17 protein-coding genes are annotated in these 22,010 nt (G+C 70.0%); 6 read left to right on the top strand and 11 right to left on the bottom strand.

From position 1 onward, the window contains the following. Nucleotides 1-21: 21 nt before the first annotated feature. Nucleotides 22-363 (bottom strand): SCP2 sterol-binding domain-containing protein, encoded by a 342-nt coding sequence (locus tag WMF19_RS42320; protein ID WP_437895561.1) that lies wholly within the window; start codon nt 361-363, stop codon nt 22-24. A 236-nt stretch (nt 364-599) separates the two neighbouring features. Here WMF19_RS42320 and WMF19_RS42315 point away from each other — a divergent pair, with 236 nt between their 5' ends. Further along, complete coding sequence (locus tag WMF19_RS42315; protein WP_437895560.1) at nt 600-2,456, top strand: glycoside hydrolase family 15 protein; 1,857 nt, start codon at nt 600-602, stop codon at nt 2,454-2,456. 168 nt (nt 2,457-2,624) lie between these two features. Next, the gene (locus tag WMF19_RS42310; RefSeq protein ID WP_437895559.1) at nt 2,625-3,296 is read left to right on the top strand and encodes a hypothetical protein; all 672 of its coding nucleotides are present in this window, start codon (nt 2,625-2,627) and stop codon (nt 3,294-3,296) included. 181 nt (nt 3,297-3,477) lie between these two features. Here WMF19_RS42310 and WMF19_RS42305 read toward each other — a convergent pair whose 3' ends face one another. The 3 genes from WMF19_RS42305 to WMF19_RS42295 are packed head-to-tail and all read right to left on the bottom strand — an operon-like array spanning nt 3,478 to nt 7,833. Further along, nucleotides 3,478-5,058 (bottom strand): hypothetical protein, encoded by a 1,581-nt coding sequence (locus WMF19_RS42305; RefSeq protein WP_437895558.1) that lies wholly within the window; start codon nt 5,056-5,058, stop codon nt 3,478-3,480. A 34-nt stretch (nt 5,059-5,092) separates the two neighbouring features. After that, on the bottom strand, nt 5,093-6,712 hold the full coding sequence (locus WMF19_RS42300) for a hypothetical protein (protein WP_437895557.1): 1,620 nt from the start codon (nt 6,710-6,712) through the stop codon (nt 5,093-5,095). Between the two features lie 14 nt (nt 6,713-6,726). Then, nucleotides 6,727-7,833 (bottom strand): PEGA domain-containing protein, encoded by a 1,107-nt coding sequence (locus WMF19_RS42295; RefSeq protein WP_437895556.1) that lies wholly within the window; start codon nt 7,831-7,833, stop codon nt 6,727-6,729. Nucleotides 7,834-8,267: 434 nt separating this feature from the next. On the opposite strand from WMF19_RS42295, the gene WMF19_RS42290 reads away from it, so the two are divergent. Together WMF19_RS42290 and WMF19_RS42285 are read left to right on the top strand one after the other, a co-directional pair. Continuing rightward, entirely contained in the window at nt 8,268-9,275 is a 1,008-nt protein-coding gene (locus WMF19_RS42290) for an RNA polymerase sigma factor (protein ID WP_437895555.1), read from the top strand. Between the two features lie 207 nt (nt 9,276-9,482). Further along, nucleotides 9,483-10,202: an RNA polymerase sigma factor gene (locus tag WMF19_RS42285; RefSeq protein WP_437895554.1), complete on the top strand. Its 720-nt coding sequence runs from the start codon at nt 9,483-9,485 to the stop codon at nt 10,200-10,202. 180 nt (nt 10,203-10,382) lie between these two features. Here the strand turns inward: WMF19_RS42285 and WMF19_RS42280 are convergent, their stop codons facing one another. From WMF19_RS42280 to WMF19_RS42260, 5 genes are all read right to left on the bottom strand, one after another. Then, nucleotides 10,383-11,279, bottom strand: coding sequence for a formylglycine-generating enzyme family protein (locus WMF19_RS42280; RefSeq protein WP_437895553.1), 897 nt, complete (start codon nt 11,277-11,279; stop codon nt 10,383-10,385). Between the two features lie 615 nt (nt 11,280-11,894). After that, nucleotides 11,895-12,677 carry a hypothetical protein gene (locus WMF19_RS42275; RefSeq protein WP_437895552.1) on the bottom strand — a complete coding sequence of 261 codons (783 nt, stop codon included), beginning with the start codon at nt 12,675-12,677 and terminating at the stop codon, nt 11,895-11,897. Nucleotides 12,678-12,739: 62 nt separating this feature from the next. Next, the gene (locus WMF19_RS42270) at nt 12,740-14,356 is read right to left on the bottom strand and encodes a hypothetical protein (RefSeq protein WP_437895551.1); all 1,617 of its coding nucleotides are present in this window, start codon (nt 14,354-14,356) and stop codon (nt 12,740-12,742) included. Nucleotides 14,357-14,499: 143 nt separating this feature from the next. After that, the gene (locus tag WMF19_RS42265; protein ID WP_437895550.1) at nt 14,500-15,435 is read right to left on the bottom strand and encodes a hypothetical protein; all 936 of its coding nucleotides are present in this window, start codon (nt 15,433-15,435) and stop codon (nt 14,500-14,502) included. A gap of 228 nt (nt 15,436-15,663) precedes the next feature. Continuing rightward, nucleotides 15,664-16,647 (bottom strand): hypothetical protein, encoded by a 984-nt coding sequence (locus WMF19_RS42260; RefSeq protein WP_437895549.1) that lies wholly within the window; start codon nt 16,645-16,647, stop codon nt 15,664-15,666. Between the two features lie 576 nt (nt 16,648-17,223). Here WMF19_RS42260 and WMF19_RS42255 point away from each other — a divergent pair. After that, a complete protein-coding gene (locus tag WMF19_RS42255; protein WP_437895548.1) occupies nt 17,224-18,687 on the top strand; it encodes a protein kinase domain-containing protein in 1,464 nt (487 codons plus the stop codon). Nucleotides 18,688-18,838: 151 nt separating this feature from the next. Here WMF19_RS42255 and WMF19_RS42250 read toward each other — a convergent pair whose 3' ends face one another. Together WMF19_RS42250 and WMF19_RS42245 are read right to left on the bottom strand one after the other, a co-directional pair. Beyond that, on the bottom strand, nt 18,839-20,236 hold the full coding sequence (locus WMF19_RS42250) for an extracellular catalytic domain type 1 short-chain-length polyhydroxyalkanoate depolymerase (protein WP_437895547.1): 1,398 nt from the start codon (nt 20,234-20,236) through the stop codon (nt 18,839-18,841). Nucleotides 20,237-20,413: 177 nt separating this feature from the next. Next, nucleotides 20,414-21,259: an AraC family transcriptional regulator gene (locus tag WMF19_RS42245; RefSeq protein ID WP_437895546.1), complete on the bottom strand. Its 846-nt coding sequence runs from the start codon at nt 21,257-21,259 to the stop codon at nt 20,414-20,416. A 74-nt stretch (nt 21,260-21,333) separates the two neighbouring features. On the opposite strand from WMF19_RS42245, the gene WMF19_RS42240 reads away from it, so the two are divergent. Continuing rightward, on the top strand, nt 21,334-22,008 hold the full coding sequence (locus WMF19_RS42240; protein ID WP_437895545.1) for a glutathione S-transferase family protein: 675 nt from the start codon (nt 21,334-21,336) through the stop codon (nt 22,006-22,008). The last annotated feature ends 2 nt before the right edge of the window (nt 22,009-22,010 follow it).

The following is a 22,010-nucleotide window of genomic DNA, read 5'->3' as shown; positions in this document are numbered from 1 at the left end:
TCCGATTCCCGTGACGAACTTTCACCGCGTCGCCTCGAGAGTCTGTTCGTCCCCCGGGCAGAAGGCGCTCTGAAACATCTGTGCGACGGCCATGTCTCCTCGCACGCCGACGCGGCCCTGCATGATCGCCGTGATCAGGTTCTGCTCGCCGCGCAGGATCCTCAAGAAGTCGTCGAGCGAGCACGAGAGCTGGCAATCCTCGCTCGCGCTCTCGGGCGCGATCCCGAATTCCCCGTCGTTGACCTCCACGACGACCCGCTCGTCGTCGCTGAACTCCAGGGCGCAACTCTTCCGTGTTCCTCGCAGACGGGCGTCGCGCCGCCCCGCCACGAGGGCATTGATGAGCTTTCTTGCTTGCAGCATGACAGATCCGTGTGTCCGGGTTGCCAAGTACACCTTCGCGCCTCCGGCGGCGAGGCAAGGGGCGTGCCCATCCGCGTGCTGTCGCGGAGCAGCTCTCGGCGGATTGCCAATTTGGTGCATGAGCGAGCAAACGTGGTGGGGCACGGCGCTGCGGACGCGGATCGGATCAGGCAGTCTGGGCGGCGAACGATCGGCTCCAGGATTGCGGTCCAGGCACGGACATGCATAGTGTAGCGATGTCAGCTCCGCTCGAACACTACGGTCTCATCGGTGACACGACCACGGTCGGTCTGGTCTCGCGTTACGGCTCGCTCGACTGGCTCTGCCTGCCACGCATCGACTCAGACGCGTGCTTCGCGAAGCTGCTCGGACGCGACGACCACGGCTACTGGACCATCCGGCCAGCCACGGCGATACGAAGCTTGGAGCGGCGCTATCGGCGGGACACGCTGGTCCTCGAGACCGAGTTCGCCTGTGAGAGCGGCCGCGCGCGCCTGATCGACTTCATGCCCCCGGGCGTCGCCCCGCGCGACGCCAGCCGGCTCGTCGACGGAGCCCACGACGTCATCCGCATCGTCGAAGGAATTGAGGGCGAAGTGCCGATGCACTCCGATCTGAGGGCGCGGTTCGGCTACGGCCGCGTGATCCCGTGGATCCAGTGTGACGGAGGCCGAGCGACGCTCACGTCTGGACCCGCCGCGCTTGCGTTCAGCAGCCCAGCATCGCTTGACCCCGACTGGAACGCCGCCCGATTGGAGACGAACTTCGTCGTCCGCGCGGGTCAGCGCCTTCCGTTCACCCTCACGTTCTACCCGTCGCATGAACACGCGCCGGCTCACCCCGTCGATGCGGAGCAGGAGCTCGCGCGAACCGAGCGTCACTGGCGAGAGTGGGCGGGCCGTTGTCGCTACCAGGGCCGCTGGCGTGATGCCGTCATGCGGTCGCTCCTTACGCTGAAGGCGCTCACCTATGCGCCCACGGGTGGGATCGTGGCGGCGCCGACCACGTCCTTGCCGGAGGACCTCGGCGGCTTTCGCAACTGGGACTATCGCTACTGCTGGTTGCGCGACTCCACGCTCACGCTCGACGCCCTGATGCGCGGCGGGTACCTCGAGGAAGCTCAGGCCTGGCGCGACTGGCTCATGCGCGCGGTCGCCGGCGCTCCTGCGCAGCTGCAGATCATGTACGGCGTGGCCGGGGAGCATCGGCTCACCGAGATCGAGCTGCCGTGGCTCCCGGGATACGAGGAATCGAGACCGGTGCGGATCGGCAACGGAGCCTACGATCAGTTTCAGCTCGACGTCTACGGCGAGGTGCTCAACACGCTTTACGACGCCCATGCACAAGGCCTGCCGGATCTGCCGCACACGTGGGACCCCATCGTGGAGATCGTGGACTTCGTCGAGAAGTCCTGGCAGCGGCCGGACGAAGGCATCTGGGAGGTGCGCGGGGCGAAGCAGCTGCACTTCACGCACTCGAAGCTGATGGCCTGGGTGGCCGTGGATCGCGCCATACGCATGAACGAGGAGTTCGGCGTTGGCGGACAGCATCGACTGGAGAAGCGGCTCCAGCGCTGGCGCGCGTTGCGCGAGGAGATCCGCCTCGACCTGCTCGATCGCGGATTCAACACGCGCGTCGGCGCGTTCACTCAATCGTACGGCTCGGAGGCCCTCGACGCCAGCGTGCTCCTGATCCCGCACATGGGCTTCCTGGCCGCGGATGATCCCCGCATGCTGTCCACCGTCGCGGCGATCGAGAAGGGCCTCACCCGGGATGGCCTCGTCCTGCGCTACGCGACCGAGACGGGGGTGGACGGCCTGCCGGGGCACGAGGGGACCTTCCTCATCTGCAGCTTCTGGCTCGCCGACAACTACGCGATGGTCGGCCGCCTCGACGAGGCGGAGGCGCTCCTCGATCGCCTGGTCTCCCTCGGCAACGATGTCGGCCTGCTCGCCGAGGAGTACAGCCCCGAGCTGCGTCGCCAGCTCGGCAATTTTCCGCAGGCGTTCTCTCACATCGGGCTCGTCAACACCGCTCACATCATCGATGCAAGGAGAGCTGGGAAGGAAGTGTGCTTGCCATCTGCGGCGTAGTATGCCGTATCCGTGAGCAGGAGAGACGATACCGTGAAGCCTACCTAACCGCGAGAGCCGCGCACCATCCGTCGAAGATCGGACCCTGACGACAAGGAGGGCGAGGCCCTCAACAACGCCTTCGACCTGTTGCGTGAGATGACCTCGGCCCGCAGGCTGTCGACCCTCGTGAGACGACCGACGCGCGCGGAAGTCCTCCAGGCGGCCGACGACCACATCGGGTATTTCCCGCTCGATGAGCCCCGCGAGCGAGCGCGCGAGCTCCGGGAGGCGGTTCTTACCTGGAGAGAGGGCGAGGAGGTCCCGCAGGCAGTGTACGAGGCGGCCCGGCGTTTCTGTCTTTCGCTCGGCATAAGGGTGCCCGCCTGCGGCTGGGAGAACGACGACGGCTATCAGGTCCGGGCGATCGATCGCGACACGGGCGAAGCCGAGCCGCCGCCCGCGGCGGAGGCCGCGGCCGCGCCGCGGAGCTACGGAGACGCGTCGAAGAAGGCGGCTTGGCTGGCCCAGGCGGTCGCGGGCGCCGTGAACATCGCCGGCGCGCTCGCCTCGCCGCGCTTGTGGGCCAAGGCGACGTCGTGGCCATCGCGAGAGCACCTGATCGAGCACGTGGACCAGCTGCTGTCCGCCTTCGGAACGGAGCTCGATCAGCAGAAATTCGCCGCGCCCGCCCGGAGGCTTCGCGCGCTGCTGTCGGCCTGGGAGCCAGGGCCCGAGATCCCCAAAGGCATCTCGGCGGCCGCCCGCGAGCTACTCGCCGCGCTGGGAATCCAAGAGCCTCCCGGCGGGTGGGACGCGCCCGAGGGGCCGCTGGAAGGGCCGAGCAACGACAACGCATAAGGCATGCTCGCCGGCGGCGCTGCACGTGACGCGAGCGCACGACGCGCGGTGGACGTTCCCGCCGCGGAGAGCGACCATGGGAGCGGCCATCAATACAGCGGCTGGTGCTGGGGCGAGGCGCTCGTCCTACCCTACTCCGGATCGAGCAGGGTAACCGGTCGCGGCGATCCCGCGCGCGGACCTACGGCGAGAAGCGCATCATCTCGGTGGAGAAGCCGTCGCTGCCCTGATTCGCCTTGTCGCGCGTCTCGTCGAGCACTTCCGCGATGCCGCCCGGGCCGCCTTCGCCGATCTCGAACGTAACGCGATCCAGGGTGAGCTGCTCGTCGTCGGCGTAGGCGATGCCGATCGAGGGCCCGCCTGAGCCCCCGCCACCGTAGCCGCCCATGCCGCCCCAACCGCCGTAGCCGCCTCGGCAGGCGTGTTCGCCGAGCATGGGCGGATCCAGCCCCGGCGGGCCTCCTTGCACGCCCTGCCCGCCGAACTGGCCTCGGCCCCCTCGACCTCCGCCGCCGCCCGGGCCCGTGATGACGCGCGTCTCCCGCAGGGTCAGCTTGCTGCCCGGATGGGCGAAGATGGCGATGCTCGCGCCGCCCGCAGCGCCGCCGTAACCGCCCTTGCCGCCGCAACCGCCGCCGCCGCCCGAGCCTCCCGACGCGCCGCCCAGCGCCGCGTTGCCGCAGGCGCTCCGGCCACCCGGCGCGCCGCCGCCCCCTCCGCCCCCCTGGCCGGGCGCTCCCGTGCCGCCCTGGCGGCCGGGCACACCTTCCCACCCGGCCTCGGTGAGACGTCCACCCTCGCCGGCTGCGCCAGGCTCGCCCGGCGCGCCGTCTGCCCCACGGCGACCGTCCTCGCACCGGGCGCCGTCCTTTGCGCCCGCGCCGCCCAAGCCTACGTAGCTCGAGTTCGAGGCCGTCAGCGGCTTGCCGTCCTCGGCATCGCCACCGCGGTCCGGGGTCCCGTCGCCCCCTTTGCCGCCCGTCGATACCATGTCGCCGCACACGGTTGTCACGGCGGGCGCGCCGGCCACGGTCGCTGCCGAGCAAGCGTCCCTGCCGATCGCTCCGATCTCCCCGTACGATGGCTGCGGATCGACGTAGACCGCATCCTCGCCGTGCTTGCCTCCCCCGCCCCTGTCCGCCTCAATCACGCTCCGAAGCACCTCCACGACCGCGCCCGGCTGGAGCTTCATCGCGATGGAAGAGCGATCCGGCTCCACCATGCGCCTCTGCTGCACTTGCATGTCCACGATCGTCGATACGCCATCGGTGGCCCCTTCGCCGTCGTCCTGCGCTGCCACCACGGTGATCGGGGGACCCCCGGCGTCTGGAGAAAGGAGCGTTACCACCCCGCTGGCTGACCCTTCCGTGTAGTGGATCCATCTCGCCCAGCAAACGAAGCCGCCCCACAGATCGATGCCGGAGCGCAAGGTGATGCCCTCAGCGTAAGAGTCGGTGCAGGCGAACACCCGCCCGCGAGCACGCGGCGCGAGCGCGACCGCACGGGCGAGCGTCTTCACCGGTTTCTCCATCGTGCCGGGATTGCCGTCGTCTCCAAACGACCGGCTCGCGAACACCCCGCACCCAGCCTGCACGCGCAGCGCGGCGAGCCCCTGGATACACTCCTCCTCCGAGGGCGCGGCCGAGGGCTCTGGGTCACAGGTGCCCCCCTCCGCGCACGGTGGGACGAACGGCTCTGCTCCGCACCCCAGGGCGGCTGGAGAGGACAGCAGAAGGACCCATGCGGTGCTTGTGATCTTCATGTTCCTCTCTCGGTCAATCCCCGTGCGAAATCCCTCATCGGGGCGCCGCAATCAGCTCGGGGAATTCCCAGAGGACGGCCGTACAGCCGTCCTGCCCTTTGGCTTTGTCGTCGCTCGGATCGCCTCCGTGTCCCCCGGCACCGGGGGCTCCCCACCTCCAGTCGGCGCTCTCCGTGAGGTGAACACTGCTGTCCACGCGCGCGACGGCGATGGAGACGCCCCCGAGCCCTCCGCCGCCATGGCCGCCTTTGCCTCCTGTACCGCCGAATCCACCCTCGCATGCAAAGTAGGCTGTGCCTGGGATAGCTCCAGGGGCGCCGCGTGGCCCGCCCTTGCCCCCCTCTTGCCCCCTCCCTCCGTTGCCGCCGCGACCCCCATCGCCGGTGAGGATGTCGGTCTTGTCCACCATGACGTGAGCATGCAAGGCGATGATCCCGAAGCTACCGCCTCCATAACCGCCGCCTTGGCCACCGCGCCCCCCGCAGCCTCCACCCCCGCCCGAGCCACCGGACGGTCCGCCTTGCGGATCCACAGGGCGGCACTGCCCGTTCGTTCCGACGCCGCCCCCGCCGCCGCCTCCCTGGCCGATCCTCCCGTTCTGGCCGTCTTGCCCCGAGAAACCCTGCCAGCCGCGCGCGCTGATGGTTCCGTACTTGAGCGGCTCCTCCACTCCCTTCCCGGCTCCGACCCCGTTCGCGCCGGGCCCTCCATCGCCACCCCACTCGCCCGGTGTACAGCCCATTGGCCCGCCCTTTCCTCCCTCACCGTTGTGCATCGCGCCAGCCCATGGCGGCGGTGCGCCTGGCTCGCCGTCGCCGCCCGCCGCGACGTCGCCGTCGCCGCCTGCGCCGCCGATCGAGCTCGTCCCGTCCTCGCACACGGTCATCGCCGGCGGAGCGCCCTCGGTCCAGTCCGCTATGCACCCGGGCGCGCCCGGATGGCCAGGTGCCCCATCCGGCGCCCGCCACGGCGCATCCCGGGGAGCGCCATCGTTCCCATCCGCCCCATCGGCACCGTTCCCTGCCAGGATCTCGCTCGACACCACGTTCACCGCGGCGCCCTCTCGCACGATCATCGCGATGGACGACCCGCTCGGCCGAATCGCGTCCGCCGCCACGAGCCGCACGCCGAACACCACCGACGTTATGCTCGCCTGTCGCGCCTCCACGATGAGCGGCACCCGCTCCGGCGCCGGCGCGATCTCGGTGAGGCGGTCCTTGCCGCCCCAGGTCCACGCCTCCGCGCCGCAGTCCCGGCCGCCCCAGATTGCGACGCCCGACGGCAGCGAGATCCCCTCCTCGAAGTCCTCCGCGCAGGCGTACACCCGCCGCGTCCCCCCGGGCATCGACGCCTTATCCACCGCGCGCTGCAGCGTCCTGACGGGCGCTTCCCTCGTCCCGTCGCTCGCGTCGTCCCCGCTCCGCGCGACGAACACCCCGCATCCGTCCTTCGCCGGGCTCGTCGCGGGATCGCCGTCACACGGCGACGCCGGCAGCGCCGGCGGCGTCTCGCCGGGGAGCGGCTCGCAACTGTACGTCGTCGTGCAGTCCTCGGCATAGGAACACCCTGCGCCCCCCGCTGCGCTCCCGCAGCCGAGCGCGATCGCCGCGACCGAACGCAGCGTTCCTCGACCTTGCCGCCCGCGCGTTCCCATCGCCCCTCGTCGCCTCACCACACCCCCTGAAGAACGAGCCCGGCCTGCGTTCCCGTAGCGCTCGGAATCACATGAACGCCTTCACGGGCCGGCGTGCCGCCGAGGAGCCATCCCTCCGCGAGGAACGATGCCGCCGTCGCGACCCCGAACACGGCCCCCGTCACCAGCGCCACATTGCCGAGCGTGGCGAACCGGCCCCGCTCGGCCACCTCGTTGCGGATCTCCGCGCACGGCGAGGGCGCGTTCGGCCACCAGCACGTCGTCGGCGTCCAGCCTTGCCGGCGGCGCACCATGTCGCGCTCGGTCAGGTTGCCGTCAATCACATCGGCCCGCAGCAGGAACACCGTGCCGGCCGCCAGCGCCGCCGTGGCGAGCGCCACGCCCCCGATCCGGAGCTCCGTCAGGGGAAGCGACCGCCGCGCTGCCGGAGGTGGCGACGGGGCCGCCGGCCGCACCGGGCCGGCGCCGGCCGCCGTGAGCGCGCCGCGCTCCTGGGCGCCGCGCTCGGGCGCGCGAGGCAGCTTCAGGGTCAGCGAGCTGGCCTTGCCCGCCTGCCCGTCGAACGCGCCCACCGCCTCGCTGTGGCCATCCAGCCGCGCCCGCACGGTGTGCTGCCCCGGCTCCAGGAACAGCTCGTACGTCGGCGCACGGCGACCCAGCGCCTTGCCGTCGACGAAGACCTCGGCGTCCGGTGGACTCACACCCAGATAGAGCGTCACCACCCGGCGCTCGGCCTTCAACAATCCTTCTTCGGCGCGCTCCAAAAGCGGGCTGCGGAGCGCGCCGCGGTGTCTCAAGCTCTGCGCCAGGTGGTCTGCCGCGCCTCGATAGCTGCCCAGCGCCAGCTCGCACAGGCCGAGCTCCGCGGCGATCTCGGCGCGCTCCGCGTCGGTCGTCCACGCCGCGTCGACCGCCTTCAGCGCCGCCTCGTACGCCGCCTCGGCCTCGGCCCATCGCCTGGCATCGCGCGCCTGCCGAGCGCGGCGCAGCAGATCCTCCGCGGTCGATGTCTCCTGCGGCCCCGCAAGCCCTTGGGGATCCTGCGCGCTCGCCACGCCCTCCAGCGCCGCGACGACGCCGACAAAGACGCACGGCAAGACGGAGAGGAGCGCATGGCGCACCCCACGCTGGATACTCCTGCGCGCGAGCCCATGTCAACGCGCACGGTCCCGCGACCGCCGAGCCTCTTCGTATATCCGTCTCGCGGTCCAGTGAGCTCACGATGGTCGGAAATCGTCCTCAAGCGACCGGACGCATGAGAATTTCAGCAATGATGATGCAATGCGTGACTCCGCTCCGGAAGGCTTGAGGACGGAACGAGCACCGCGCCCACGACGGCTGCTGGGCCCCCGTTGAGATCCGCAGCGGGCGGAGGTGTGGCGGCGGCGGAGGAGAGCTCACCGAGCCGCTGGTCCTTTCTTCGGGCTCGCCCATCGTAGGGCCACTCGCCGCGCCTCCTGCGAGGGCTCGGTCGATTTTTTGACCGTCGGGCCGGGCTCGGATCGTCTGCTGGACCGTGGACCGACCAACGCCGACCTGCCCTGTACCCGCCCGCGTGAGATCGCTCATCAGCTACGCTGGGGTGCCCGAGCGGGACCGCGACGACGTCGCGCAAGACGCCATGGTGCGGCTCTGGGAGCGGCGGGAGCAGGCCCGATCGGCGAGGAACCCGAGCGCGTGGTGCGACAGCGTCGTCCTGAACACGGCCCGCGATCACCGGCGAGCGTCGCGCAGGCGCGAGGAGGCGCTCACGGGCCTCGACGAGGCGGCGCTCTGCGACGAGCGGGAGAGCCCCGAGGAGCACGCCATCGCTCGCCAGGAGGCGGAGCTGGTGCGGCAGCTCATCGAGGAGATCGGCGAGCGGTGCCGCGGGGTGTTCATCGCGTGCGAGCTCCTGGAGCGGCCGATCGCCGAGGTCGCCCGAGAGCAGGAGATCCCGCTGGAGACGGCACGAAGTCGGCTGCGCCGGGCCTGGGAGGAGTTCGAAGAGGCGGCGGCCCGCAGGGAAGCGAGGCAACGAGGCCGCGGCGCTCGCCGGCTGCGCGCCGCGCTGTTCCCGCCCTGGCTCCTGGAGCGGTGTTCCTGGTGGCGACGTAGCCCCACGCGCTGGGTGGCGCGAGGCTTTGCCGTCGCCTGCGCGGCGGCGCTCGGCGCGCTGGCCGTGGGCCCGATGGAGCCCCTCGAGCCTCTCCACCCCTCCATGGCCATTCTGCTCTCCAGGAGGACGACCGGGCCGGCAACCGAACAGGCCGCGAGGGGCCCCGCCGAGCCGGCGCGCGTGAGCGGTGCGCTGGACGGGGCGGTGATGGCCCTTCCGGCGCTGGATGGGGCGGTGACGGCCCCTGCCGTCTCCGCCATGCCGACAGGCTGGCCAGCGGCGCAGCGCCGCCCGAGGATCAGCTCCCGCGAGCAGGAGCTGATCGCCCGCGCACGGACAGCCATGGCGGCCGGTGATGTCGTGTCGCTCGTCGAGGCGCGACGCCTGCTGGAGGAGCATGGACGCAGATTCCCGCGCGGTCGCCTGGCTGGTGAACGCGAGGCGCAGCTGGCCGGGCTCAGGTGATGACCGCGCAGTAAACATCGACGCGAACGACGTGGCCTTCGTCACGGAGGCGGTGCTGGACCACCGTGGTTCGCGGCCTTTGTCATAGGGGATTGAGCGCTTCCTGAGCGGGCGTCGCGCGCCGTGCGACGTCCGCTCAGGAGCGATCGTGTCCGCGCGCCGACGAGCGTTCGCGCGGGGCATTCACGTTTCACCTGGAGGCGAGCCATGGAGCTTCTGGCGCTGCCCTCGCGAGGGGCGATGATGCATTCCATCAGAACACACGTCTTCACCGACGAGCCGGCTCCTCCGGCCCGGCACGACAGGACGGCTCGTTCGAGCGCATCCGGCGCGCCTCGCACCGCGCAACGGACAGCGGCGCAGCCGAGACCCAGGAAGAACAAGGTGAAGCCTGCCGCAAGCCCGTCTCGGGCTCATGCGTTCCAATGCCTCCTTCAGGGAGAAACGATTCGGCGCGTTCGCCGGTGGCTCGCGCGGCTCCGTGTGCCCGAGCGCGATCGGCACGACCTGAGCCAGGACGTCTTCCTGGCGGCTGTCATGAGCTTCGGCAGCTATGACCCAACGCGTGGCCCGATCGCGCGGTGGCTGAACGGGCTCGCGGTGAACCTGGCTTCGCGTTACCACGCGAAGGCATCTCGGCGGAACGAGGTCATCACGGACCCCGTGGAGCTGTGTAAGGCTGGCGAGCGCGCGACCGCCCTCGAGCTCCTGCTCGCAGCGGAGCGGCGGCGCCTGCTGAGATCAGTCGTCCGGGAGCTGCCGTTCGAGCTGCGTTCGGTGCTGGTCCAGCGCGACCTCCACGAGATCCCCATGAGAGACATCGCCGAGACGAGAGAGATGCCCCTCAGCACGGCGTACAAGCGGCGTACGAGAGCGCTTCACAGCGCGCAGGAAGCGCTCGCGAGACGCCTGGCTGCGTGGGATTAGCGCTACGCGAAGCCCCGGGTTTACACGCGACCGGGTAGCATGGTGAAGCAGCGAGAGAAAAAGCGGTGATGTCCGGAACCAGATCGGTGCAACCCGCGTTCCAGACACTCGCCCGGCGCGTCCCGGACACCCGAATCTACCGAATGCACCGCACGCGACGGGTATGGCGCCGATGAGCACCTACGGCGTCCTCGCGCACCGGGCCCCGAAGGGGACGCCGCTGATCGACGGGACGAGGCCGTTACGTCGGGACGAGAGCAGGTCCGGCGCAGTGGACCGGGGCTGCTCCGAGTCATCGAACTCGAAGCTCCCGCCGCGGAACCCCCGGCCCGTGGCGCTGGTCAAATTGGCGCAATCATTACATTCGTTTGGATAGTCTGCTGCGTACCAGTCCAGGACCCACTCCCGCAGGTTCCCGGCCAGGTCCGCCTGCCCCCACCTCCCGTCTCCCTTCGGCGACCGCGACCCGACGGCCTGGATATCGCTGAACGCACACTCGCCAGACGCAGACCGATCCCCTGCGCAGTCATACACCGCATAACTGTTATCGATTCTGGTCGAGCTCGCCGGATTCGACCACGGATACGCCCGCTGCTCGTCTCCTCCTGCCGCCGCGTAGTTCCACTCCGCCTCCGTCGCTAGCCGGCCCCCATCCCACGCGCAGAACGCGAACGCCACATACCAGTTCAGGCAGTTCATCGGCAGGTGCTCGGTACCTCCGTCGGTGTCGTCTCTCCACGTCTTGTAGGTCGGGCTGCAGTTGACTGCTGCCTTCAATGCCGCTGCGTCCGCGGGCAGGTTGCTCGTCCACTCCGCATTCCACCCGCTCCCCTCGATCAGCGGGTGAGCCCCCGCTCCCGGCGCCGGCTTGCTCCCGGGATACGCCTCCACGAACCTGCGGAACCGCCCCACCGTCACCTCGAACCGCTCCAGCAAGAACCCGCTCACCGTCGCTGGATACCTCGTATCGTTGTCCCGGTTGAACGTGCCTCCGGGCGCCGCCTCCGCGGTCGCGCAGCAGCTCTCGTCGCTACCCGGCCCGCACGTCTCGGCCAGTCCGACGCAGCTCGGCGGCACGCACTTCCCTCGGTCGCATACGGGCGCTGCCGCAGGACATGGCTCCGCCTCCTCCCACGCCCCGTGTTCGTCGCACCGCTGCGGCCGGTCGTCCGAGCAGCGCACGTCCTCCGGGCCGCACTCGCCGATGCACGTTCCGTCGACGCACGTCTGCCTGGCGCATGGATCGCCGTTCTCCCACCGCCCATCGACACATCGCCGCGGCGTGTTCTCCGAGCACTTCGTCTCGCGGCCTGAGCACTCCGGGACGCCCCCACCCACGCTCTCGCCGCCGCTGCCCTGCGCCGAAGCGCCGGTTCCACCCGCCCCACTCCCCGGAGCATCACTGTTACCGGTACTGCCGGGCGCACCGCCAGACCCTTCACCTGGTTCGTAGCTGGACGAGTCCGCGCCGATTGAACATGCGCAGCCGCCCGACACGGACACCGCAATCCCTGCCAGAGCCGTCGCCACCGACACGTTGAACCACGTCGAGCCTGCCATGGCGGTGCAGTCTCGTCCTCTCGCGGCCCGGTAGTCAAGGGAGCAGAGAACGTTCTGCCCTGGACGCAGGTACACCTCCACTGAGCTCGTGCTACGTGCGCGCCGACGACGCGGGACGCGGGTGCTGGACCGCTACAGGCACGTGTTGTCGACGACCACGCCGGTCTCCCGGAAGCGCAGGGTCCCCGGCTCCCCGTCGAGCGTGATGGTGATATCCATGTCGATGACGCACGGGATGCCGGTGTCCGGCTCAGCCTCCCACGTCATCGTCCCGGTGGCCCCGGTCACCGCATAAGCGCGCTCGTCGGGGTCCGGCATGCCCGTGTCAGTGCAATCGCCCATCTGGTCGGTGAGCGCCACGTCCAGCACGCCCCAGAGCCCCTCCAGCTCGATCCCGGCATAGAGCGGATCGCTATCGGCGAACGACGCGATCGAGATCACCAGACACCGATCCTCTCGCAGGTCCGCGTGGTGCACGTAGACACGGTCGTGATCGGCGATCACGTAGTCTGCGCTTGCGCAAACCGTATCCCTCGACGCGTTCACCCCGGCCGCGTGCGCCATGCACTCATTGCAATAGGTGCGCTGATCGCACCCGCAGACCCCCTGACATTCGTCCGGACATCTCCCGACCCGCGGCCTCGGCGCGCATTCGCCCTGCGCGTCTTCGGCGCACGTCGTGTCGGGCGTCGCGCAGTACTCCGCCTCGCCGCAGGTCGCTCCCACGTCCCCTCCGCAGGCGACCGGCGCTGCGCCTCCGCCTCCGCCTCCGCCGTCGCCGGTCGTGCCGCCGCCAGCGCTGCTGCTCGCGTCGCCGCCAGCGCCGCCGCCTCCGATCGGCGACACCTGTTCGTCATCGCTGCAGGCGGCGAGGAGGAGTCCGCACAGCAAGGAGCCAAGGAGCTCATGTCTCATGAACGGACTATGCCATGACCGCTCCCCGGAGAGGAGCGGTCACGGCGCTGTCATGCCCCTTCCTATCCTCGAGGCGCCTGGCCCCTTGCGGAAGCGCCGCCGCGCTGCCGCCGGCGAACCGCGCCGGCCAGCGCCAGCGCGATCGCCGCGAGCGGCGCCCCGAGCGAGCCGCGCGCGCCGGCCACGGTGCAGCCGCAGCCGCCGTCCGCGCCGGAGCCGCCCGCGGCGGCCCCGCCCGAGCCGCCGCCGCCCGAGCCGCCGCCGACACCGCCGCTGCCGCCCGTGGCGCCGCTGCCGGCCGGATCCGTGAGGCCGCCGCCCGCGCCGGAGTCCAGGCCCGAACCCGTCGAGCCGCCGGTCCCGCTGGCCGCTGTCGTGCTCGTGTCCTCCACGCAGGCGCCGCCGGAGCAGGTCTGCCCGCTCGGGCACACCGCTCCAGCGCACGAGTCCACGCACGTACCCGCGTCGCAGCGCTGGCCAGGCGGGCACTCGACGCCGACGCAGGCCGACTCTCTGCAAAGCCCGCTCGCCTCCTCGCACGCGCGCCCGCTCGGGCACGGCGTGCACGGGCACTCCGGCTTGCACACGCCGCCGTCGCAGACCGTGCCCTCCTCGCAAGTCACGGTGCTGCACGGGTCGACGCACACCCCGACCCGGCACACCGTCGGGAAGGGGCACTGCACTCCATCACAAGGCGCGCGGCACCGCCCGCCGACGCACACCTCGCCCGCGTCGCACGCGACCTCGGCGCAAGCTGGCTCGACACAGAACCCCGCGGCATTACATGCCTTGTCCGAGGGGCACACGAACTCGCCCCTGCCGCACGCCTGCACGCACACGCCCCGGTCGCAGACGTGATCCGGCGGGCAGAGCTCGCCTTCGTCGGTGGCGCCGTTGCAGTCGTTGTCGAGCCCATCGCAGGTCTCCTGCGACGACGGCACGAGCCCCTGGCAGGTGAGCCCACCCGCCGCGCACTGGGTCACCCCTGGCGCGCACACGCCGGGCAGCCCGGTGTCGCACGGCTCGCCGCCGCCGGTGCAGGTGAGGCCGCTGAAGAAGTAGACATAATCGTTGTAGTCGCCATCGTTGTTGAAGTCGCCGGGGTTCGGGCCGACGTCGCCATCCTCGAACGCGACGTAGAACGCGTTCGGCGTCACCGTCGAAGCGTAGATGACGGCGGTGACCCAGGGCCCGGGCGCGGTACAGCCCGTGCACACCTGATTCCACCGCTGCTCGGAGTAGTGGATCTGCGAGCCGAGGAGCGCGAAGCCGATCTGCCCGCCCGCATAGGCGAGATCGCTCCGGATATCCGCGGCGGTGATGACGGTGCCAACGGCGGAGCCGGCGGGGACGATCTCGTGGATGTCGCCGCGCGCCGGCGGCGCCGTGGCAGCGGGATCGACGTTGTACCAGCCGACCCCGAGGCGAGACCCTGTCTGCCTGAGCACCAGCTCCGCCGTGAAGCCGCAGAGCGGCGAGAACGTGGACGGCTCGGTGTTCCCATCGGCCTGGTAGTCGAGCGCCTCTCCCCGGTTGGTGAACAGGGTGTAGAGCTGGACCTCGTTGTTCCTCGAGTCCCGCGGCATGACGCTGCCGTTCGGCTGCGTGACCAGCGCGCTCGCGGGGAGCGACGAGAGGCCGATAAAGAGCGCTCCCGAAAGGATCAAAGCGCGTTTCATCACCTGGTGATACAGAGACGCGCGCCCCAGCGTCAACGGAAACATTCCGTGACAGCAGACAGGCGAGATGTCGGGCGCCCGCCTACAACACCGCTCCGCTGACGCTCATGAGCGTGAAAGCCTCTGCGCTCGCGGCGGTCCGCTCAGGCGACGCTGCGCGCGGGCCCGGACGCGGGCGCGACGCCGTAGGTGACGCGATAGCGCTCGTACCGCTCGAGGAGCTCGCTCGTGGTCTTGGGCATCGGCACGCGCGCGCGTGTGATGTACGAGATCACGTTCTTGCCACGGACGATCAGCTCGACGCCCTGGGCCGCCTGCTCCCGCTCGTGGGGCGAGGCGTCCTCGCCGAGCAGCGGCCGGAAGGCGGCGAGCTTCTCCGCCGACACGACGAACGACGTCCAGACCTCGAAGATGTCGTCGTCGGTGCGCAGCGTCTCGCACTTGATCTTGGCCGCGTGCGCGAACTCGCGGGCCAGGCGGTCCAGCCCGGCGAACGTCGGCGAGCCCGTGAAGGTGGCGATCATCGCGTCGCGAATGCCGTCGATCGCCCTCATGCTCTGGGCGATCTTGACATACCGGCTGTTGTAGAACGCCTCGATCGGGAACGAGAACGCCTTGAAGGGCTCGCCCCAGAGCTCGTCGAGCCCCTCCTCGCCGCTGCGGTGGAGCACCATCTTCCCGAGCGTCAGGGCCTCGAGGAGGTGCTCTCCGCACTCGCGCATCAGGGCGTTGTCGGGCTCGATGGTGACGCCGAGCTCCTGGATCTCGACGAGCTTGGTGAAGATATCCGCCGCCCGATTGAAGATCGCGCCCGCGAGCATGGCGGCCTTGACGCGCTTCCGCTGCGGATCGGCCTCCGACTCGAAGGCGAGCCGCGCCTCGTCCAGCCGTTTTCCTGGGACGTTGATGCCGTGCTCGACGTGGTTGAACAGGCGCCGCGTCAGCGCCTCGATGAGCCGCTTCTTCGCGAGCAGCGTGTCGGCCGGCGCCTCGTAGGCCTTGATCCAGTAACCGTAGTAGTAGACCCGCAGCTGGCCGTCGATGACCTGCTTTTTCCCGAGCGGTATCGCGCTTTCCATGGCCCGCCTCCGATCGGCTGCCAGGCGGCGCCCCTGCGCGGGATGCGCGCGGGGGAGCATGCCCGTGCGACAGCCGAGTAGCATGGGCGCAAGGCGGCCCGCAAGCCGTGAGCGACGCGATCCGGCGGAGTCCTCCGCCGGAAACCGGGACTTAACCGACAGGAAAGACAGCGGCTCGCGGCGTCGCCGCGGCCGAGCGCCAGCCCGCGCGCCCGCCGACCTCGGGGGCTACTGCGCGCACCCCTCGAGCTCGGCCATCATGCGCCAGAAGGCCATGGCCTTGTTCTCGCAGGCGCCCTGGGTCGTGTGCGTGTGCTCGTATTCCGTGTTGCCGGACGTCTCCACGTCGTAACGCGGGTGCTGCATCGGGATCTCGACGCCGCCCACCGTCGCGGTGTGCCGCTCGCCGTCCGCGTAGACGTCGAGGTCCTCGAAGTCATAGAGGATCTTCCCGTGATCCCGGCAGAAATCGCGGATCTGCTGGTTGCGCTCCGTACGGTTCACGCCGTTGTATTCCTCGTCGCCGGGCCCCGTCATGTAGATGAAGGTCACCTCCGGGAACTCCTCCCCGAGCGCGTCGAGCACGTCGAGGTACCGCTGCACGTCCTCCTCGGTCTGCTCCGAGATCTCCGAGGACCACGCCCACATCGAGTACCGGATCTCCGGGTGCGCGCCGAGGATGGTGCGCACGTCGTTGATCCCGGCCTCGGTCGCCCAGTACTCCTCGCCCGGGATGAGGTTGGTGTCGATCATCCCGTCCCACATCAGGAAGGCGCCTTCCTGCTGCGGGACGTCGCAATACTCCGTCTCGAAGGCGTAGGTAGGCGTCTTCGCCTCGATGCTCTCGGCGCCGACGATGATCTGGAAGCCGTGCGAGCGGTGGGCGTAATGGAAGACGAAGTCCCCCGACGTGAGCGCCTCGGTGCAGCTCGCCGGGATGCCGTCCAGGCTCGCGTGCCGGTGGTCGAAGGTCCGCGCGTTCGCGGGATCGGGATTGGGATCGCCGCCCGACGCCGTCGTCACCCCGCCGCTCGACGCCGACGTCGACGTCGACGCGCCGCCCGACCCGCTGGTCGCCCCGCCGCCCGACCCGCTGGTCGCCCCGCCGCCCGACCCCGTGGTCGCCCCACCGCCCGACCCGCTGGTCGCCCCGCCGCCCCCGCCCGTCCCACTCCCGTCTGCCGGGCTGTCGTCTTCTCCGCAGGCCAGCACGCCGAGAGCGAGGGAGAGACCAGCAACGATGATAGTTGAATTGCAAAACAATTTGTTCATTGCAGTGTGGATTCTAGACGGAGGCAAGGAGATCGCAATAGATCTCGCAGGCGGTCTCGTGCTGCCGCGCGGGGGTCCGGATGTGGGGGCGCCGTGGTTTCTGGCGGCGCGGGCTCCGGCGGACCGCCGCGGAGGCCCGGCGTGCTGCGCTGCGCAAGCGGGGCCCCGGTGCGCCGGCCACCTGCGCGCCACCAGCGCGCAGCGTCGGCCCGCGCGGCGTCCGCGCTCGCCGTCGTCGCGAGCGCATCCCCCTCGCCGAACACCGCTGCTGTCAGGAACTTCACTCACCGACGGCGCTGCCGACGCCCGCGACGGCGCTGTCGACGCCCGCGTCGGACCGCGCCTGTCACGGCGCTCCGGGGAGCCATCTCGTGGCTGTATCGCGCCCGAGGCGCCCGGAACGTGGCGCGCAGAAGGACAATCCATCTAACATCTCCCGGCTCATCGTGGCCGGCGCCTTTCCTATCCTGTACGCTCCCCTCGCCTCCCCTCGGCTATCAGGAGGAAGCCATCACCATGCAGTTCGCTCCGGATTCCGTCGTAGGTGGGAAGTATCGTCTTGAGCGACCTCTCTCGCACGGCGGGATGGGCTCGGTGTGGGTGGCGCGACACGTCAACTTGGGCTCTCTCGTCGCGGTCAAGTTCATGGACCCGACCTATGCTGCGTCGTCGACGTTCCTCGCTCGCTTCGAGCGTGAAGCGAGGATCGCAGCGAGCCTTCAGAGCCCACACGTCGTCTACGTCCAGGACTTTGGCGTCGACGACGACACTCCGTACCTCGTGATGGAGCTGCTTCAGGGTGAGGACCTGGGCACGCGCCTCGAGCGCGTCGGCCGGCTCTCTCTCGTGGACGCCACCCTGATCCTCCTGCAGGCCGGCAAGGCCATCCGTCGCGCGCACGACGCCGGCCTCGTCCACCGCGATCTCAAGCCTGCCAACCTGTTCCTCGTGCGTGTGGAGGGAGAGCAGGACGAGGTCGTCAAGATCCTCGACTTCGGCATCGTCAAGGAGACGGGCGCGGTGCTGACGGAAGAGGTGACCCGCACCGGGGAGCTGCTCGGCTCGCCCCACTACATGAGCCCGGAGCAGGTCCGGGGCGAAAAGGACATCGACCAGCGCAGCGATCTCTGGTCGCTCGGGGTCATCCTCTTCTATGGCATCACCGGCGAGCTGCCCTTTCAGGGGGCCCAGCTCGGCGCCGTGATCGCCAACATCCTGGTCGGTCCGGTGCCCAGCGCGTCCCTGATCGCGCCCGACCTGCCGCCGGAGATCGATGCCTTCTTCGCGCGGGCGCTGGCCCGCGAGCGGGCGGAGCGCTTCCAGTCGATCGGAGAGATGATGGGCGAGCTCCGCCGTATCGCGGGCACTGCGTCGCCATCGATTCCGGATCTGCAATCCCCGTGCTCCGGCGTGCCGAGCACCGCTCGGCCGAGGCTCAGCGGGACGATAGCGCTCGACGCCGCCCAGCTCGACGAGCCAGCATCCGCGCCTCGCTCGGCGGGCCCCGGCACCCTGACCATCGCCGGATCGACGGCGCAGGAGGCCGGACAGCAGCGGCCTCAGCGCGCGATGCTGGTGGCCGGCATCGCGATGACGATGCTGCTCGGCGCCGGCGTCACCATCGCGGTGGGCGGGGGCGGAACGAGCGGCGGGGACGCAGTGGGCGCGAAGGTCGCATCGGCCGGCGCGCCGGCGTCAGCGGAGGTCGCCGCCAGCGTGTCGGCAGAGGTCGGGCGCTCCTCGGAGCCGCTGGAGAGCGTGACACCCGCGGTGCCCGCTGCGGAAGCGACGGGCTCGGCAGCGGACGTCGCCGGCGAGACCGCGGCGCCCTCGACGTCCACCACGGCAGCACGGCCGCCGTCGAGCGCCACGCCCAGGCCACCGCACACGGGTGTCCCCGCTCCTGCCAGGAGGCCGCCAATCCCGCCGACGACTACGCCGGGGCTCGACCGCGCACCGATTCCGGAGGTGCCCTTCTAGCGCGGAGACCTCCTTGTTGGCATTTCATGAGAAAGATTGAACAGGGAGGCGGGGAGATTTGTAGGATTTTCCTCCCCGTCTCCCCGCCTCCCTGTGAATTCTCTCGAAAAAAAAATCGAGGGGTGACTTCAGCTCACCGACAAGACACGTGTCAGCGCCCCGCGTTTCGATGCCGGCGACGAAGCGTCAACAGCGCAAGCCCCATGGCGACGACCGCTGCGTACGAGCTCTTCGGCCTAGAATCGCCGGTAACGACCGCGCACCCGCCTGTCTCACCCGATTCACCTGCAGAATCCGAGCCGGCGCCGGAGGTGGCGCTGTCAGCAGCGCCGCTCGTTCCGCTCGTTCCGCTCGTTCCGCTCGTGCCGCTCGTGCCGCTCGTTCCGCTCGGGTCGCTGCCGCCCGTCGTGGTGACTTCGCCGCCGCCGGCGGGCTGCCCGCCAGAGCCGACGGTCACCCCCTCGCCCACGCCTCCGCCGTCACCCGAGGCGCCACCGCTCCCCGCAGCAGGCCCGGCGCCGCCGACGTTCTGGTCACCCCCGGAGCCGTCGCCCGAGCCACCCGTGCCGCCGCTGCCGGCAGCCTCGGAACAATCGGTCTCCGGATCGGCGCCACCGGCCTTGTCGAGACCGAAGAACGCGAGGATGGCGTCGGCCTCGTACGCCATGGAGTGCGCGCCGTTTCTTCCTGACCAGGCCTCGAACACCGTCTGGTTACACTCGTTCTTCCAGAACTGGCGATCATAGGTGGTCCCGCCCGATGTGATCATGTCGGTCGAGGTCGGGGTCTCGCTCAGCTCGAGGACGTTCGTCCATTCCTTGATCGCCTCGGCCTGGTTCTTGTAGTTGATCGTCGCGTCCGCCGTGCCGTGGAAGATCTGGAGGCGGGGGCGATGCCCCGTATACCCAGGATACATCCCGCGGACCAGGTCTCCCCATTGCTGCGCCGACTTGCTCGTCCTGCCCCCCGCGCAGTTGTTGCTCCATTGCTGGCCCGCGTCGAAGCCGTCCGCCCAGCACCCGGCTGCCACCCCCGCCCTCGCCGCGCCGGCCCGGAAGATGTCCGGGTACACCGCCAGCATGGCTTGCGTCATCATCGCACCGGAAGAGCCGCCCATCACGTAGACGCGCTTCGGGTCGCCTTTGTACTTCTCGAGCGCGTACTTCACCATCTGAGCGACGGCCTGCGTGTCGCCTCCGCCGTCGTGGGTCAGGGATTTCGTTGTGCCCACATCCCAGCAGTTCCGGCCGGTGGCCTCCGGAAGGATGATGATGAAGCCGTTCTTGTCGGCGCCCGCTTTGACACCCGAGATGCTGTTGAAGAACGAGCTCACCGGCGTGCTGCAAGAGTGGCAGCCCACCACGATGGGCGGGTTCTCGGCCAGCTTGTCCGGCACGTAGATGTTCATGTTGACGTAGCTCGGGACGCCGTTCGCTCCCCACGTCGCCCGGCTCACCGCCTGCACTGACGCCGCGTACACCGGCATGGCCGCGAACAGCCCCAAAGAGAACGACGCGACCACGAAAACGCGATTCTGAAATCGACGCATGTTCGATGACCTCTAAAGCTGGCGTCGCCGACGACGGCGCGCGATTGGCGCGTGGATGCTATCGATAGAGGAACTTTGACGCAAGCCGCGTCGGGTTCTTCCAGCTGAAGAAAATTGAACCAAGACCTTGCGCATCATGGAGCCTTCTTGCGCTGTGGATGGCCGTGAACCCGCAGCTCACCCCTTCACGCCGGGCGGGCCGCCTTTCGACCTCGCTGCCGCGCACCGCTCTGCATAGACGGCCGGTGTGAAGCCGACCTGGGCCTTGAATTCCCGGATCAGGTGCGCTTGATCATGATACCCGAGCTCCTGCGCGAGCGCCGCCCACGCGACGGGCGCGCCCGTGGCCACGCGCTCCGCGGCCTCGTGGACGCGCGACCGCCGGATGATCCACTTGGGCCCGACGCCGATGTACCGCTCGAACGCGCGGTGCAGCGTGCGGACCGAGACACCCGCGACCCGGGCGAGATGCTCGGCGCGGTGGATGTCGCGGTCTTCCTGCGCGCGGACGGCGAGCGCCATCGCCTCGCCGAGCCCGGCGTCCTCCGGGCCCTTGCGCGCGCGCAGGAGCTCCTCCACGGCGCGGATCGCGACGGCGTCGTCCGGCTGGTCGAGCGCGGCGCGCTCGAACGGCCCGGCCGCGTCGCCGAAGATCTCGGCGAGGGGGACGACGCGGTCGACCAGCCGGCGCATGGGGAGGGGCGCGAACGGGAAGAAGCCGCCTGGCTTGAACTTCGTCGCGACGACGCGCCCCGTGCCCTCGAGCCGGACGACCTCGCGCCGGGTTCCGATGCCGTGCACCGCGGAGCCCGGCGCCTCGATGGCCAGGTTGACGCAGGGGTGCGGCAAGACCTCCTGCTCGAAAGGAGCGGCGAGCGACCAGCGGACGACCCAGTGCCAGTCGACGAGCCTGGCCAGGTCCGGCGCGGGCGCGTGGCGGTGCAGCTCGAAGAAGCGCTGGAGACCCGCGGCGGGGTTCAGGATGCCGCGGGTGGGGTCCTCGGGGGTGATGCTCGGGCTCATGATCGCGCGTGGCGCTGTTTTACAATACGGCGCCTGGCCCGGGCAGTAGAAGCGTCCGCCCAGGAGGCAGCAACATGGCTGATTCGACCACGACCCCGAGGGGCAACCTCGTCTTGTTCCATTCCCCGAACTCGCGCTCGGTGGGCACGCGCATCCTGCTCGAGGAGCTGGGCGCGCCCCACGAGCTCCGCGTGCTGAACATGAAGGCCGGGGAGCAGCGCAAGGCCCCTTACCTCGCCGTGAACCCGCTCGGGAAGGTGCCCGCGATCCTGCACGACGGCGCGCTCGTCACCGAGCAGGTCGCGATCGTCATTTACCTCGCCGATCTGTTCCCGGAGGCCGGCCTGACCCCGGCCATCGGGGATCCGCTGCGCGGGCCGTACCTCCGGTGGATCGCGTACTACGGCTCGTGCTTCGAGCCGGCCATCGTCGATCGGGCGATGAAGCGCGATCCGGCCCCGGCCGCGACGTCTCCGTACGGAGATTTCGATACGATGTTCGGCGTGGTGGCGGAGGCGCTCCGGAAGGGGCCGTATCTGCTCGGCGACCGATTCACGGCGGCCGACGTCCTCTGGGGCAAGGCGCTGGAGTGGATGGTGAAGTTCAAGCTCGTGCCCGAGCTGCCGGAGGTGACGGACTACGTCGCGCGGGTGTGCAGCCGGCCGGCGTTCACGCGGATCGCGGCGAAGGACGCAGAGCTCGCCGCGGCGCTCGAGGCTGCGGCCGCAGCGGAGGCGCGGGCGAGCTGATC

The organism is Sorangium sp. So ce124 (assembly GCF_051525235.1).
In the GTDB taxonomy this organism is placed as follows: Bacteria; Myxococcota_A; Polyangia; order Polyangiales; family Polyangiaceae; genus Sorangium; species Sorangium atrum.
This window is presented reverse-complemented; position numbering and strand designations above follow the sequence as displayed.